The sequence below is a fragment of the Gordonia otitidis NBRC 100426 genome (genome assembly GCF_000248075.1).
GTDB lineage: Bacteria > Actinomycetota > Actinomycetes > Mycobacteriales > Mycobacteriaceae > Gordonia > Gordonia otitidis.
The window spans coordinates 83,518-98,635 of record NZ_BAFB01000005.1 but is presented as its reverse complement, the minus strand read 5'-3'; the positions used below and the strand labels follow the sequence as shown (position 1 = coordinate 98,635).

Annotated in this window: 12 protein-coding genes; all 12 read left to right on the top strand. The window is 65.7% G+C overall.

The annotated features are described in order from the left end of the window. Positions 1–77 precede the first annotated feature (77 nt). The 12 genes from GOOTI_RS00980 to GOOTI_RS00925 all read left to right on the top strand — a co-directional run bounded on the left by GOOTI_RS00980 (position 78) and on the right by GOOTI_RS00925 (position 15,101). Positions 78–1,880: an N-acetylglutaminylglutamine amidotransferase gene (locus GOOTI_RS00980; protein ID WP_007236685.1), complete on the top strand. Its 1,803-nt coding sequence runs from the start codon at positions 78–80 to the stop codon at positions 1,878–1,880. Between the two features lie 11 nt (positions 1,881–1,891). Next, positions 1,892–3,946, top strand: coding sequence for a S9 family peptidase (locus tag GOOTI_RS00975; RefSeq protein ID WP_051997825.1), 2,055 nt, complete (start codon positions 1,892–1,894; stop codon positions 3,944–3,946). A gap of 8 nt (positions 3,947–3,954) precedes the next feature. Beyond that, on the top strand, positions 3,955–4,653 hold the full coding sequence (locus GOOTI_RS00970) for a GntR family transcriptional regulator (protein ID WP_007236683.1): 699 nt from the start codon (positions 3,955–3,957) through the stop codon (positions 4,651–4,653). 241 nt (positions 4,654–4,894) lie between these two features. Continuing rightward, entirely contained in the window at positions 4,895–5,566 is a 672-nt protein-coding gene (locus GOOTI_RS00965) for a FadR/GntR family transcriptional regulator (RefSeq protein ID WP_007236682.1), read from the top strand. Further along, a complete protein-coding gene (locus tag GOOTI_RS00960) occupies positions 5,563–6,684 on the top strand; it encodes an acetamidase/formamidase family protein (RefSeq protein ID WP_007236681.1) in 1,122 nt (373 codons plus the stop codon). Before GOOTI_RS00965 ends, GOOTI_RS00960 begins: the two co-directional genes overlap by 4 nt. Positions 6,685–6,823: 139 nt before the next feature. Beyond that, positions 6,824–7,552 (top strand): YoaK family protein, encoded by a 729-nt coding sequence (locus tag GOOTI_RS00955; RefSeq protein ID WP_007236680.1) that lies wholly within the window; start codon positions 6,824–6,826, stop codon positions 7,550–7,552. A gap of 136 nt (positions 7,553–7,688) precedes the next feature. Further along, positions 7,689–9,362, top strand: a complete 1,674-nt coding sequence (locus GOOTI_RS00950; RefSeq protein WP_007236679.1) for an NCS1 family nucleobase:cation symporter-1 — start codon at positions 7,689–7,691, stop codon at positions 9,360–9,362. A gap of 107 nt (positions 9,363–9,469) precedes the next feature. Continuing rightward, a complete protein-coding gene (locus GOOTI_RS00945; RefSeq protein WP_007236678.1) occupies positions 9,470–10,198 on the top strand; it encodes an aspartate/glutamate racemase family protein in 729 nt (242 codons plus the stop codon). 121 nt (positions 10,199–10,319) lie between these two features. After that, positions 10,320–10,910: an RNA polymerase sigma factor SigC gene (sigC, locus tag GOOTI_RS00940; RefSeq protein WP_007236677.1), complete on the top strand. Its 591-nt coding sequence runs from the start codon at positions 10,320–10,322 to the stop codon at positions 10,908–10,910. A gap of 173 nt (positions 10,911–11,083) precedes the next feature. Further along, positions 11,084–11,821, top strand: a complete 738-nt coding sequence (locus GOOTI_RS00935) for a DsbA family protein (RefSeq protein WP_007236676.1) — start codon at positions 11,084–11,086, stop codon at positions 11,819–11,821. 55 nt (positions 11,822–11,876) lie between these two features. Next, positions 11,877–12,620 carry a vitamin K epoxide reductase family protein gene (locus GOOTI_RS00930; RefSeq protein WP_007236675.1) on the top strand — a complete coding sequence of 248 codons (744 nt, stop codon included), beginning with the start codon at positions 11,877–11,879 and terminating at the stop codon, positions 12,618–12,620. Positions 12,621–12,824: 204 nt separating this feature from the next. After that, positions 12,825–15,101 carry a heavy metal translocating P-type ATPase gene (locus GOOTI_RS00925; protein WP_051997824.1) on the top strand — a complete coding sequence of 759 codons (2,277 nt, stop codon included), beginning with the start codon at positions 12,825–12,827 and terminating at the stop codon, positions 15,099–15,101. The last annotated feature ends 17 nt before the right edge of the window (positions 15,102–15,118 follow it).

Here is a 15,118-nt window from a genome sequence, read left to right as displayed (position 1 = left end):
CACCTCCGCTCGCCCTGCCGGGCCGTTGCGAAACTCATAGGCTTGGACACGTCAAGCAACCGAGAGGACTGACCTACATGTGTGGCATCTGCGGTGAAATCCGGTTCGATGGTTCGGCGCCCGACGCCTCGGCCGTCGACACCATGACCTGCTCGATGACCCGTCGTGGTCCCGACGGTTCCGGACTGTTCGTCAAGGGCTCCGTGGCCCTCGGCCATCGACGGCTCAAGATCATCGACCTCTCCGAACGCGGCGCACAGCCGATGGTCGATTCCGAACTGGGCCTGGCGATGGTGTTCAACGGCTGCATCTACAACTACAAGGAGTTGCGCAGCGAACTCGAGGGCCGGGGCTACCGTTTCTTCTCTCATGCCGACAGCGAGGTGATCATCAAGGCGTTCCATGCGTGGGGTACCGACTGCGTGGACCATCTGATCGGAATGTTCGCCTTCGCCGTCGTCGACACCGACTCGGGCGTGGTCACACTCGCGCGCGACCGGCTCGGCATCAAACCGCTCTACCTGTCGGAGACTCCGGGACGTCTGCGCTTCGCGTCGTCGTTGCAGGCACTGCTGCGCGCCGGTGATGTCGACACCTCCCTCGATCGCGTCGCGCTGCACCACTACTTCAGCTTCCACGCGGTTGTTCCGGCGCCGCACACCATCTACAACGGTGTCCGCAAGCTGCCGCCGGCCACGGTCCGCGTGATCCATCCCGACGGCCGCAGCACCGAACGTCGTTACTGGGAGCCGGTGTTCGCGCCCGACCCCGGCCGCGCGGACTGGGATGCGGTGCGCTGGCAGGACGAACTGATGGACTCGCTGCGCACCTCTGTCCGACGCCGCATGGTCGCCGACGTCCCGGTCGGTGTGCTGCTCTCGGGCGGTATCGACTCCTCGTTGGTCGTTGCGTTGCTCGCCGAGCAGGGTCAGCAGGATCTCGCCACCTTCAGCATCGGATTCGATTCCGCGGGCGGCGAATCGGGTGACGAGTACGCCTACTCCGACCTGATCGCCGACACCTTCGCCACCGACCATCACAAGATCCACATCGGCACCGATCGCCTCCTACCAGCCGTGCCGGACACGATCGCGGCGATGAGCGAGCCGATGATCAGCCACGACTGCGTCGCCTTCTACCTGCTTTCTCAGGAGGTCAGCAAGTCCATCAAGGTCGTGCAATCCGGGCAGGGCGCCGACGAGATCCTCGGCGGCTACTCCTGGTATCCGCCGTTGCAGGGCATCGCGCGCGAGGAGACCACCAAGGCCTACCGCGAGGTCTTCTTCGACCGATCACATCAGGCCATCGGCGCGCTGCTGAACGATCCGTACCTCCTCGGCGACAGCGACTACGACCCCAGTTGGGAATTCGCCCTCGCACACCAGTCCGCACCCGGCGCCGACTCGGCCGTCGACGCGGCGCTGCGTCTGGACACCACGGTCATGCTCGTCGACGATCCGGTCAAACGTGTCGACACCATGACCATGGCGTGGGGGCTCGAAGCCCGCGTGCCGTTCCTCGATCACCAATTCGTCGAACTCGCGGCCACCTGTCCGCCCGACCTGAAGCTGAATCCGAGCGGCAAGGGCGTACTCAAGGAAGCTTCGCGGAAGCTGTTGCCCGCGGCGGTGATCGACCGGACCAAGGGGTACTTCCCTGTTCCGGGTATCCGGCACCTCGAGGGTGGCGTGCTCGATCTGGTCACCGACACCCTGCGCGCACAGTCGGCGAAAGACCGTGCCCTGTATCGACCCGAGACCCTCGACCGCCTCTTCGCCGATCCCAACGGCACCCGCACCACCCTGGACTCCAACGAGTTGTGGCAGCTCGCAGTGCTCGAGATGTGGTTACAGACAATGGAAGACATCACGGCACGGTGAGCGCGGACGACATCACCGACACCGTCCCGTCGAACAATGAGGTAGCCAAGGAGAAGCCACTCGTCAATTTCGACGACCGCGGTTGGCACACGTACGGTCCGTCGGTCTCCCCGGACGGCAGGGCATTCGCCTACATCGTCGACGATGGCGCCGGTTATCCTCGTGCGGCGCAACGGGTGCTGTCGCCTGAGGGTGTCGGCGAACTGCGTTGGGTGACCGTGCCCGCCACCGGCCCGGTACGCAAGCTCGTCCATTCGATGGACGGCGAGTGGCTCGCCGTCGAGCTGGCGCCGAGCGGCGGTGAACACCATCAGGTCTGGGTGGTCACCACCGATCCCGATGACAACAGGTCGCACCGTATCGGCAGCAACCGTCAGGAGACTGAGTCCGACTGGTCCAATCGGGCGACACTCGGTTCGCGACGCTCGTTCGGTACGGTCTCGCTCGTCGGCTGGGACACCGACTGGGTACTGATCACTGCGACGACCCCTGACGGCACGGCGTATTCGGTGCGCGCACATCCCGGTACGGGCGCCACCGAGATCCTCGACGTCCGCGTCGGCGGGGCATTGATCGACTCCTGGAAGGGCGCCGCGTTGCTGCGCGTCGGTCCGCGCGGCTACCGCGACATGCTGCTGCTGCGGCGACCGGACCAACGCGAGGACGCCGATCTCGAAGCGACGGAGTCCGACGAGATGGAGATGTCGACGATCCTGCCCAACGATCCGGGTTCGGTGACCGATCAGGGCTACATTCTCGACCAGGGTTTCGATCACCCGTCACTCGTGTTCGTCGGGCCCCCACAGGATTCCTACCGCGACCTCGACAGCGTGCAGGCCCTGGTGACTAGCGACTTCGACGCCAAGTTCCCACGTCTGCTCGGCGTCGAGGTCTCCAGAACCGGAAGGCGTTTCCGCGTCCTCGCGCAGCGCGCGGGGGCCGGGCTCGACGAGTTCGCGGTCAGTAACGACCAGTCGACGGTGGCCATGCTCTGGAATGTCGATGGCCGCAGCGAACTGCAGATCCTCACCCTTCCGGATCAGACGCTGCACGAACCGATCCCGCTGCCCGGCGACGTAGCGTCGGATCTGTCGATCAGCGCGGCGGGCACGATCGTGGCGCTGACGGTCTCATGCCCTCAGCACTCGCCGCTCGTGCACCTCGTGCACACCCCGTCGAGCACCGTGACGCCCATCCGCGACGACGTCATCACCGGCAGCGGACCGTCGGCGGCACTTCGCCCCGAATATCGTGAGTTCTCAGCCCGTGACGGAATGCCGTTGACGGGCTGGCTGTATCGCGCCACGAACCCCGATCCCGACTCCGGCCCGCCGCCGTGTCTGCTGTACTTCCACGGCGGCCCGGAGTCGCAGACCCGCCCCGACTACCAGTTCCTGTTCGGACCACTCGTCGACGCCGGGATCTCGGTCTTCGCACCCAACGTCCGCGGATCGTCGGGATACGGGCGTCTGTTCTCGCACGCCGACGACCGTTACGGGCGCTACGCGGGTATCGACGACGCCGCCGACTGCGCCGCCCACGTGGTGTCTTCGCAGATCGCCGACAAGGACAGGCTCTACGTGGCGGGCCGCTCCTACGGCGGCTATCTCACGCTGGCGGCGTTGACATTTCACCCCGAGGTGTTCGCGGCCGGTATCGCGATCTGCGGCATGAGCGACCTCGAGTCGTTCTTCCGTAACACCGAACCGTGGATCGCCGTGGCCGCGTACACCAAATACGGACACCCCGAATCCGATCGCGAACTACTACGGGACCTGTCCCCCATCCACCGCATCGACGACATCACCGCACCGCTGCTCGTCGTCCACGGCGCCCACGACACCAATGTTCCGGTCAGCGAGTCACAGCAGATGGTCGACGAGCTACGCGCCCGTGGGGGGATCGCCGAACTGTTGATGTTCCACGACGAGGGGCACGAGATCGTCAAGCGCTACAACCAACAGCGACTCACCGAGGCTGTGGCGCAATGGATCAGACGGCATCCCTCGGCAGCCAAGGCACACCGCGAGGTGCGTGAACGCAAACAGTCGAACGCGGCGCCATGAGCAGGAACATGACAAACCGCTTGCTCGTCCAACTGGCGGAGACACGATCGGGCAACGACCGGGCCAATGTGCTCGAGGAGTTGCGTCGACTGATCCTGTCGGGCGGCGCACCTCCCGGTACGCAGATCATGCCCGCCGACATCGCCGACGCCTTCGGCGTCAGCGCGATTCCGGTGAGGGAGGCACTCAAAACCCTTGTCGGCGAAGGGCTCGTAGATCATCAGCGCAATTCCGGCTACCACGTGAGCCAGCTGTCCCTGGCCGAACTCAAGGAGATCTACTTCGTTCGCGGCGTACTCGAGCAAGCCGCTCTGACCCGATCGGTCGAGAACATCACGGACGCACAGATAGCGGCGGCGACCGAGTTCCACCACGAACTCGTCACGGCAACGAGGTTCAACGACGGCAAGGCGTTCCACGACGTCTCGCGCCGCTTCCACACCACACTGACGGCACCGTGCGCCATGCCGCGCCTACTCAACATGTTCGACGCGACGTGGAATCTCACCGAGCCGTTCCAGGTGATGCGCTCGGTCGACGCGCCGACCCAGGACAAGCTGAACGTCGACCACGCCGACCTACTCGCAGCGTTCGCAGCTCGCGACACCGCAGCCGTCCTCGACGCCGCCCGGGTGCACCACGGGCGGCTCGAGGAAGCGATCATCCAGACGAGCGCCTCACTCGGCGTGCGTCCGGAACTCGGCTGAGTCCGCGCTCCCACCGGGATTCGCGCGAGCCGGAGCCGACGCGAGGTCGGGCAATCCCTTGTCGAGGTGCAGGTGCGACTCGATGAGGGAGTGGACACACCCGCGAATCACTCACGAGTCGATTTCGATGTCCGCGAGCGGCGTGCCGTCCGCCACCTGTCCCCGGGTGCATCGCCTGGGTTACAGTTGGTCATACCAAGATACCAGGTTCGGGAAGCCATGCCCCGGAACGGAGACCCACATGCTGCGTCGCGGACACACCCTCAGCGCGAGTACTGCGGCGTACCTGGAGGCGATGGTCGTCAACGACCTCTCGCCAGGAGACAAACTTCCACCGGAACGGGTCCTCGCCGAGAACCTCGAGGTGTCCCGAACGACGATCCGCGAAGCGCTCAGCGACCTGGAGCAGCGCCGTCTGGTGACCAGGACTCCGGGTAGGGGAACCATCGTCGCGCCACGCTCGCCGAACGCGACGGCAATCCTCGAGACGATGAGCACCGACGCAGAAGAAGAGCACGTGGCCGAACTGCGCAAACTGATCGAGCCGCAGGTCGCCGGCCTCGCCGCGGATCGTGCGACGTCGTCGGATCTCGTTGCGCTCGAGTCGATCCTGACATCCACACACGCGGGGCTCGATCCCGCCGAATCGTTGGCGCAGGACGTCGCCTTTCACATGCAACTCGCCAGAGCCGCGCGCAATCCGCTTCTGGTGTCGCTGTGCCAACTCAGTGCGGGATGGGTACACACCGTCCGCGCACGCTCGCACGCCACCCGGGAGGGGCGGCGCAACTCCTTCGAGGGCCACAAAGAGATCCTCGAGGCGGTACGCCTCCACGACCACGAAGAAGCAGTCGCCGCCATGACAGCGCACCTCGACGAGGTCGGGCGGCTCGTCGAACGGAGTACCTCGTGACCACCCAGCCATCAGCACTCGCGCACTTGTCGGGCGGTGACCTGATCCTCCCCGCAGGCTCGGGTCCGATCAGCGGCGACGACTACTTGCCGTGCAGGCCAGAGGACGTGTACTGGGGCGACCTGCCGTGTGCGGCGGACACCCCGGTGATGTCGGTGGAATCCGGCGCCACAGTCACCATCGACACCCTCAGCCACGAGGGCATCCTCGCCGACCAGGGCCGGGATCCGCTGGCCTTCTTCGGTTCCCACGGCGTCGACCCCGAGATGGTTCTCGACGAAGCCGTCACCCTCTGCGCGTCGGACCGACCACATCGACAGGGTGTCGACGGCCCTCACGTCGTCACGGGTCCGATCGAGATCAGAGGCGCCCACCCCGGCGATCTCCTCGCGATGACCGTCGTCGAGACACGTCGCCGAGTCCCCTACGGCGTCGTGTCCAACCGCCATGGCCGCGGCGCACTGCCCGGCGAATACCCGATCGGAGGTGCCACCTACAGCGCATTCGTGACGGTGGAGGGCGACGGCGAGGACGCACGCGGGGTCCTCCCACTGTCGCCGTCGAATCCTGAACCTGCCGCACGATTCCCGCTCGCCCCTTTTCTCGGGATCATGGGCGTGGCAGCACCGGGCGATGTCCGACCGAATTCGATCCAGCCGGGACCCCACGGCGGCAACCTCGACATCACACTGCTCACCGTCGGAGCGACCCTCTATCTGCCGGTGAACGTCGAGGGCGCACTCGCCTACGTCGGCGATCCCCACTTCGCGCAGGGCGACGGCGAGGTCGCCCTGACAGCTCTCGAAGCCTCACTGCGGGCGACGATCCGCTTCGATGTGATCCCGGCATCCGACGTCGCAGCGCGGTTCGGCGAACTCGTCGCGCCGGTTGCCGAGACACGGGAATTCCTGATCCCGACGGGCCTCGACCCCGATCTAGATGTGGCCGTGCAGAATTGCGTTCGATCGGCGATGTCACTGCTCGGTGTGCGATACGGTATGCACCCTGCCCAGGCGCTGGCCTATCTCAGTGCCGCAACCGATTTCAACATCTCTCAGGTCGTTGATCTGGTCAAAGGCGTGCATGCGCGTATCCGCAAGTCGGACTTCGCGCGGTGAGGTCTTCGCGCAAGGTCGGCCACAGTCTCGTCGGCCCACGTGGCTGCGATACCGCACTCATCGGCCGGGCAGTCGAGTTCGCATCAGCCTCGCCGACCGCATCTCGCGACAGCTTCGCCACCCAAGGAGGCACACCGCGGTGCTGAATCGAATCCGCGCTATTCCCCTCGAGCGTATGCATCTGGCCCTGATGTTGGTGCTGACGTTCACCACCGGCATCAACGACGCTGTCGGTTATCTCGGCCTCGACAAGGTCTTCACGGGCAACATGACCGGCAACGTCGTGATCCTCGGGATGGCGCTTGCGGGCGGTTCGGGACTGCCGATACTGGGACCGGCGATGGCGCTCGTGGGATTCATGGCAGGCGCAGCTGCGGGCGGTCGGACTCTCCGACGAGCCGACCGCGCGTGGACGCTCGGGACGACGCTGCTGTTCGCCACGGTCGCGGCGACGATGGTCGCGCTGGCCGTCGTACTGTTCGCCTCAGGCGACCATCCTGAACACCCGGTGATGATCACGGTGACGACGATCGCCGCGACTGCCATGGGCATTCAGGCCGCAGCCGCCCGCGCGGTCGCGGTCAAGGACGTCACGACCGTCGTCGTGACGTCGACGATCACCGGCCTCGCAGCCGACTCCTTCCTCGGATCGGGCCGCGGCAAGGGCACCGGACGTCGCACCGCGGCGGTGGTGTCGTTGATCGCCGGCGCGGCGCTCGGCGTGGTGTTGATGCGCGTGCACATGGGCACGGCTCTCCTCGTGGCGGGCATCATGATCGCCGCGGTTGCCGTTGTCGGCGCCATCCATGACGCCCCCGCCGGCCGGCGGTACCGGTCACAGACACCGTCGACCACCTCATCGACCTGACCCGTGAGACGACGCGAATATATTCGGTATGGCGTCGAATATATCGGCGCGTTAATTGACGGGTAACAAAGCGTTCTTACCTTCGACTCAGACACTTTCGGGATCACTCCGATGTCACACCGCCCTGAGGAGAACCATGAGCGCTTCATCCGACGCGCAGATCGCCACCGAACATCACAGCGCCGCTGGCGAAAGCATCATCAAGGTCGGTTACGACCAACAGTTGACCAACGAAGACCTCGCTCCACTGAAGAATCAGAACTGGACCTGGTACAACATCTTCGCGTTCTGGATGTCCGACGTGCACAGTGTCGGCGGCTACGTGTTCGCCGGAAGCCTGTTCGCACTGGGCATCTCATCGTGGCAGGTGCTCGTCGCCCTGCTCGTGGGCATCGTCGCCGTCAACCTGCTGTGCAATCTCGTGGCCAAGCCGTCACAACAAGCAGGCGTGCCGTATCCGGTCACCACACGAATCTGCTTCGGGGTCAAGGGCGCCAACATTCCCGCGATCATTCGCGGCACCATCGCCGTCGTCTGGTACGGAATCCAGACATATCTGGCATCAACCGCGTTCGGTCTTCTCGCCCTGAAGTTCTGGCCCGCGCTGGAACCCTACGGCGAGAATGGGAACCACGCATTTCTCGGCTTGTCCCTCCTCGGCTGGGGCGGATTCGTTCTGATGTGGGTGCTGCAGGCACTGGTCTTCTGGAACGGCATGGACACCATCCGCAAGTTCATCGATTTCTGCGGACCCGCCGTCTACGTCGTGATGATCGCCCTCGCCGCCTATCTCATCGCGAAGGCCGGGTGGAGCAACGTGCACTTCGACCTCTCCGAAGGCTCGGGCATCAGCGGCACCTGGCCGACCATCACCATGATGATCAGCGCGTTCGCCCTCGTCGTCTCCTACTTCTCGGGTCCGATGCTCAACTTCGGCGACTTCTCGCGCTACGGCAAGACCTTCGGAGAGGTCAAGAAGGGCAACTTCTGGGGCCTGCCGGTCAACTTCCTGTTCTTCTCGATCCTTGTCGTGTGCACCGTCTCGGCAGGCGTCACCGTCATCGGGCGTGACGCCGACGGCAAGATCGTCACCGACCCCGTACACATCGTCGACAAGATCGACAACACCACGGCCGCCGTTCTCGGTGTGTTGACGTTCGCCATCGCGACCATAGGCATCAACATCGTCGCCAACTTCGTCTCGCCCGCTTTCGACTTCTCGAACGTCGCGCCGACCAAGATCTCGTGGCGCATGGGCGGCATGATCGCGGCCATCGGCTCGGTCATCATCACGCCGTGGAACCTGTTCAACAACGCCAGCGCGATCCACTACACAATGGACACCCTCGGTGCCGTCATCGGTCCACTGTTCGGAATTCTCATCGCCGACTTCTACCTCGTGAAGAAGCAGCAGATCATCGTCGACGACCTGTTCACCCTGAGCCCGGAGGGCGCCTACCACTATCGCGGTGGATGGAACCCGGTCGCGGTGATCTCGGTGGTGCTCGCGTCGATCATCCCGATCTGCTTCGTCATCTGGGGCACCTCGTACGAGGCCAGCTTCACCTGGTTCATGGGCGCTGCCGCGGGCCTTGTCTTCTACTACGTCGGGATGCGCCTGGCATCGGACCGATTCCTACACGGCTCGCACATCCCGGTCGCGACCATCACCACCGATATGGAGGTGGCAGCCGACGGCACCATGCTGTCCGGTTCGCCGACCGCCGACGCCCCGACCGCCGACGCCGCGTCCGACGACGACGCGATCACGACCAAGTCGAGCGCCGAAACTGGGTCCTCGGCCTCCTGACATCGTTGTCGTGACGGCACCGCGGCGGTGCCGTCACGACACCGTGTTCGACACAGCCAACGCGTTCGAAATATCAGGAACCCAGAAACCAGGGAGACAACACACCGATGAAGTTGTGCGTCATCAATCCCAACACGACCGCGGAGATGACCGCCGTGATCGAGACGGCCGCACGTTCGGTGGTACGGCCCGACGCCGAGATCATCGCGGTCACCTCCGAGGTGGGACCCTCGTCGATCGAGAGCCACGTCGACGAGGCGATGGCCGTCCCCGGACTCCTCCGAGCGATCAGCGCCAACCCGGACGCCGACGGATACCTGCTCGCCTGCTTCGGTGACCCGGGACTCGACGCCGCCCGCGAACTCGCCGTCGCCCCGGTGCTCGGGATAGCCGAGGCGGCGATGCACCTCGCGGCACCGCTCGGCCGGGGCTTCTCGGTGGTGACGACGCTGGGACGAACCATCGGCAGAGCACAAGACCTGGTGTCGCACTACGGCTTCGGCCGACAATGCCTCGGCATCCACGCCTGCGAGATACCGGTGCTCGACCTCGAGACCAACCCCGACACCGCCGAGATCCTTGCGAAAGCGTGCGCCGAAGCACTCGCCACAGACGGTTCGGACGCGATCGTCCTCGGGTGCGCCGGGATGGCCGACCTCGCCGTCGAACTCTCCGCGCAGATCGGCGCACCGGTGATCGACGGCGTCGCCGCCGGCGTCGGCATGCTGTCGGCGATGGCCGCGATGCACCTGACGACGGGTACCGCTTCCGGTGAATTCGCCACACCGCCCACCAAGCACTACCGCGGCCTGCCGCCCGAACTCGACCCGCGGTGACAGCACCGCGCCCATGACGCAGCCGCACCACGCGTCTACGACGCAGATATCCCACGCGTCTACGACGCAGCTATCTAACGCGTCTACGACGCGGTGTCGTCGGGGGGCTAGGGTGATGTCCATGACCGTCCCCGCCGACCGCGCGTCGTCCGACCACGACGTCGAGGTCACCGAACTGGCCTTCGCAGCCGCTCGTGGAGACCGTCGCGCGCTGGAACACTTCGTGCGGGAGACCCAACGAGACGTCTGGCGATTCGTCGCCCACCTCGCCGACCCGCGTCTCGCAGATGACCTCACACAGGAGACCTATCTGCGGGCGATCCGCTCGCTTCCGCGCTTCGCGGGCAATTCGACCGCTCGCACATGGCTATTGGCCATCGCGCGCCGCGTCTGCGCCGACGACGTACGCAGAGCCATGTCCCGTCCCCGCATCGCCGGCGGCGTCGACTGGATCGACGCCGCGGACACCCGACGTTCCGCGCCCCGCTCGGCCGGGTGGGAGGACGTCGTCGAAGTCAACCTCCTTCTCGAAGACCTCCCTGCCGAACGACGGGAAGCGCTTGTGTTGACGCAGGTCCTCGGCTTGTCGTATCAGGAGGCCGCCGAAGTCACCGGTTGCCCGGTCGGCACCGTGCGGTCACGCGTCGCCCGCGCCCGCGAAGCGCTGATCGGAGCGACAGGATCCGGTAGACGGGGCGAGCGCAGCAGCTGACCTGCGCATGACGCAGCTGGGGACCAAAGCCTTATGACTTTTCTCAGGGTGCTTTGCGTACCCTTGAGAACGGCGACGGGCCGTGATCCCGCTGTGTCATCGCACTCGTACCGCGATGATCCGGACGGTCCCTGTCACCGCAGAGGACGAGCGAAGAGAGATGTGAGGGACCCGTGGCCGACAAGCGTCGTAAGCCGATCGTTGACCCGCGAGCGGCGGAGAAGCGCCGCTCCCTGCTGATGAAGATCGGTGCGGCCGTGGTGCTCGTTGCCCTCGCCATCGGTATCGGCGTCTGGGTGTTGGTCTCCAACAAGTCGGCCACCGGGTCGTCGAGTGACGTCACCGTGGCCACCAACAACGCCTACCGCATCACGACGGCGCCCAAGGGCACCACCCCGCCAGTCACACTCACGGTGGTCGAAGACTTTCAGTGTCCCGCATGCCGCGCCTTCGAAACCCAGTTCAGCGACGCCATGGAGCAGATCCGCAACAACCCGAAGGTGGCCGTCGACTACATGCCGATCGCTTTCCTCGATCGCATGTCGACCACCAACTACTCGTCACGCTCGGCCAACGCCTCCGCATGTGTCGCACAGTCGACGGCCGGTGATGGCAACTTCGACACCTGGCTGAAGTTCCACAACGCGCTGTATGCGCAGCAGCCCGAAGAGGGCGGCGCAGGCCTCACGAACGACGAACTCAACAGCATCGCCAAGCAGGCCGGCGCGACGAACCTCAAACAGTGCATCGACGACGAGCAGTTCAGCGCTTTCGTGAAGGACACGACCCAGAAGGCCCTCGACTCGGGTGTCAACGCCACCCCGACGATCAAGATCAATGGCAACCCGGTGCAGCTGAGCACCCCGGACGCTCTCATCGCCGCGGTCAACGAGGCAGCGAACAAGCAGTAGACCCGAGAACACCGCACCACGCCCCCCGCGGCATCCGATACACGAGGCACACACCATGAGCACGACACATGCCGACAACACCCCACACCCGGCGACCAACTCCGACACCGACACGGTAGAGGGCACCGCCGGAGTCGACGGCACCGCTGAGGCCCAGAAGTCGGAGAAGACGCCCGACGCCGCCGTACGCCGGTCCCCGGACGACGTGGACGCGTCGTCGAGCGGACTGCTCGGCCTGGTGCGTGTGGGCCGTCCCACCGGTTTGGTGCTGCTGATCCTGGGTGTGATCGGATTCGTCGCGGCGGCGACGCTGACGATCGAGAAGATCCACCTGCTGCAGAACCCGGACTACGTGCCGAGTTGCTCGATCAACCCGGTGATCTCCTGCGGTTCGGTGATGAAGAGTTGGCAGGCAGGGCTGTTCGGATTCCCCAACCCGCTGATCGGAATCGCCGCGTTCTCGGTGGTGATCGTCACAGGCGTCCTCGCGGTCGCCGGGATCTCATTGCCGCGCTGGTACTGGCTCGGCTTGGCACTCGGCAGCTTCGCAGGCTTCGTCTTCGTCAACTTCCTCGCGTACTCCGCGCTGTACAAGATCCACGCGTTGTGCCCGTACTGCCTGGTGGTATGGGTCGTCGTGCCGATCATCCTCATCCTGAGCATCAACCGCGTCATCGGTGACAGTGACCGCGGGCGCGAGATCCGTGGCTGGCTCTGGGTACTGCTGCCGGTCTGGTACGCGATCGTGATCGCTGCCATCCTGGTCGAGTTCTGGGACTACTGGCAGACGTTCATCTGACACCGGCCGCCTCGCCTGGCACCCGTCAGAATCCGCGAGAGAGTTCGGGGAACCATTCGGCACCCGCGGACGACATACTTTTAGGAGTACGTGCGCGACCATCGTGATCAGACGATCCCAGGACACCCTCACCGAAGCATCGGGATCGTCTTCGACGCTGCGACGCGCCACGCGGACGAAGAGATCGAGGATCATGTGACCACGCTGGAATCCCCCACGAGCACAGGGACCGGGCAGCGCGAGGCCGCGCAGCACACGGGACCGCAGCGCATCCAGCTCGATGTGACCGGAATGTCATGCGGCGCATGCGCGGCCCGGGTCGAACGCAAGCTCAACAAGGTCGACGGCGTCAAGGCGTCGGTGAACTACGCCACGCGGGTGGCGACCATCGACGCAGCCGACGACGTCAGTGCCGACGCGCTGTGCGAGGTCGTCGACGCGACGGGATACGGCGCGAGTGTCCGCAGCGACACCCCGACACCCATCCCGGACACCGACGGCGACGAGGCCAAGCGGCTCTTCCGACGGCTCGCGGTCGCTCTGATCCTCTTCATCCCCCTCGCCGATCTGTCGATCGTGTTCGCAGTGGTTCCGTCCACACGGTTCACGGGATGGCAGTGGCTTCTCCTCGCACTCGCGACACCGATCCTCACGTGGTGTGCGTGGCCGTTCTATCGTGTCGCCGCCAAGAATCTGCGTACCCGCAACGCGACGATGGAAACACTGGTCACGCTGGGCGTGCTGGCGGCCACAGTATGGTCGCTCTATTCGATGTTCTTCGCCGCCGACACCGGTTCGAGCAGCTCGCAGGGCGTGTGGTCGGCGATCTGGAGCGCCGACTCGATCTACCTGGAGGTCGCGACAGGCGTCACCGTCCTCGTCCTCGCCGGCCGCTACTTCGAAGCGCGCGCCCGCTCACGGGCGGGTGGTGCCCTTCGGGCGCTGGCAGCGCTCGGCGCGAAGGACGTCTCGGTCCTGCTACGCGACGGCACCGAAATGCGCATCCCCGCCGGTGAACTCTCCGAGGGGCAACGTTTCGTCGTCCGTCCGGGCGAGACGATCGGTACCGACGGTCTGGTCATCGAGGGGTCCGCAGCCGTCGACATGAGTGCGATGACCGGCGAATCGAAGCCGGTCGACGTCGAACCGGGCGAGCCGGTGATCGGCGGAACCACAGCACTCAACGGACGGCTCGTCGTCGAGGCCGCGGCCGTCGGACCCGACACCGCATTCGCGGGCATGATGCGCCTGGTCGAGGAAGCCCAGACCGGCAAGGCCAACGCCCAGCGTCTCGCGGACCGCGTCGCGGGTGTGTTCGTCCCCGTCGTCATCGCGATCGCCGTGGTCACCGTCGGCGCGTGGCTCCTCGCAGGCGGGCCCGTCGACCGTGCCGTCGCGGCAGGACTCGCAGTGCTCGTCATCGCTTGTCCGTGCGCGCTCGGTCTCGCGACGCCGATCGCCGTGATGGTGGCGACGGGTCGGGGCGCCCAACTGGGTATCTTCCTGAAGGGCTATCAAGCCCTGGATACGTCGAGGTACATCGACACCGTCGTCTTCGACAAGACCGGCACCGTCACCGAGGGCGCTCTGTCAGTCACCCAGGTTTCCGCGGACGACGAGTCGCAGGTGCCCGACGACCGTCTGCTCGCCCTCGCGGCAGCTGTCGAATCGGCGTCCGAACACGCGGTCGGCTCGGCGATCGTGTCCGCTGTCGACGACGAACACCGCCCCGAGGTGTCCGACTTCCGTGCCGAACCGGGCCGCGGAGTCGTCGGAACGGTCGACGGTCACCGCGTCACGGTCGGTTCACCGCGCTGGGTGTCGCACTCGGTCGTCGTACCCGCCGCGACGGCGCGTCGTCGACGTGATGCAGAAGCCAGGGGCGAAACCGTGATCTACGTGGCCGTCGACGGCCGACTCGCCGGGATGATCGCCGTCGCAGACACCCTCAAGCCGAGCGCTGTCCCGGCCATCGCAGCGCTGCAGGCAGCGGGCATGCGCACGGTGCTGCTCACCGGCGACAACGAGGGAGCCGCACGCGCGGTGGCCGACGAGGTGGGCATCACAGAGGTGATCGCCGAGGTCCTACCCGACGCCAAGGTCGACGCGATCCGTGAACTGCAGGAGTCCGGACGATCGGTGGCGATGGTCGGCGACGGCATCAACGACGGGCCAGCACTCGCGACCGCCGACCTCGGGCTGGCCATCGGACGCGGCACCGACGTCGCGATCGGCGCAGCGGACGTGGTGTTGGTGCGCGACGACCTACGCGCCGCCCCCGCCGCGCTGAGCCTGGCGCGCGCCACGCAGCGCACGATCCGGACCAACCTGATCTGGGCGTTCGGCTACAACGTCGCGGCCATTCCGATCGCTGCGGCCGGTGTGCTCAACCCGCTGATCGCAGGCGCCGCCATGGCGCTGTCGTCGTTGTTCGTCGTCTCCAACAGCCTGCGGCTGCAGCATTTCGGGAACCGTCGCTGATCCGAACCCCGCAGATG

Coding starts and splice junctions, on each gene's coding strand:
- GOOTI_RS00980 (WP_007236685.1), top strand. CDS start 78: ATGTGTGGCATCTGCGGTGAAATCCGGTTCGATGGTTCGGCGCCCGAC.
- GOOTI_RS00970 (WP_007236683.1), top strand. CDS start 3,955: ATGACAAACCGCTTGCTCGTCCAACTGGCGGAGACACGATCGGGCAAC.
- GOOTI_RS00965 (WP_007236682.1), top strand. CDS start 4,895: ATGCTGCGTCGCGGACACACCCTCAGCGCGAGTACTGCGGCGTACCTG.
- GOOTI_RS00950 (WP_007236679.1), top strand. CDS start 7,689: ATGAGCGCTTCATCCGACGCGCAGATCGCCACCGAACATCACAGCGCC.
- GOOTI_RS00945 (WP_007236678.1), top strand. CDS start 9,470: ATGAAGTTGTGCGTCATCAATCCCAACACGACCGCGGAGATGACCGCC.
- sigC (WP_007236677.1), top strand. CDS start 10,320: ATGACCGTCCCCGCCGACCGCGCGTCGTCCGACCACGACGTCGAGGTC.
- GOOTI_RS00930 (WP_007236675.1), top strand. CDS start 11,877: ATGAGCACGACACATGCCGACAACACCCCACACCCGGCGACCAACTCC.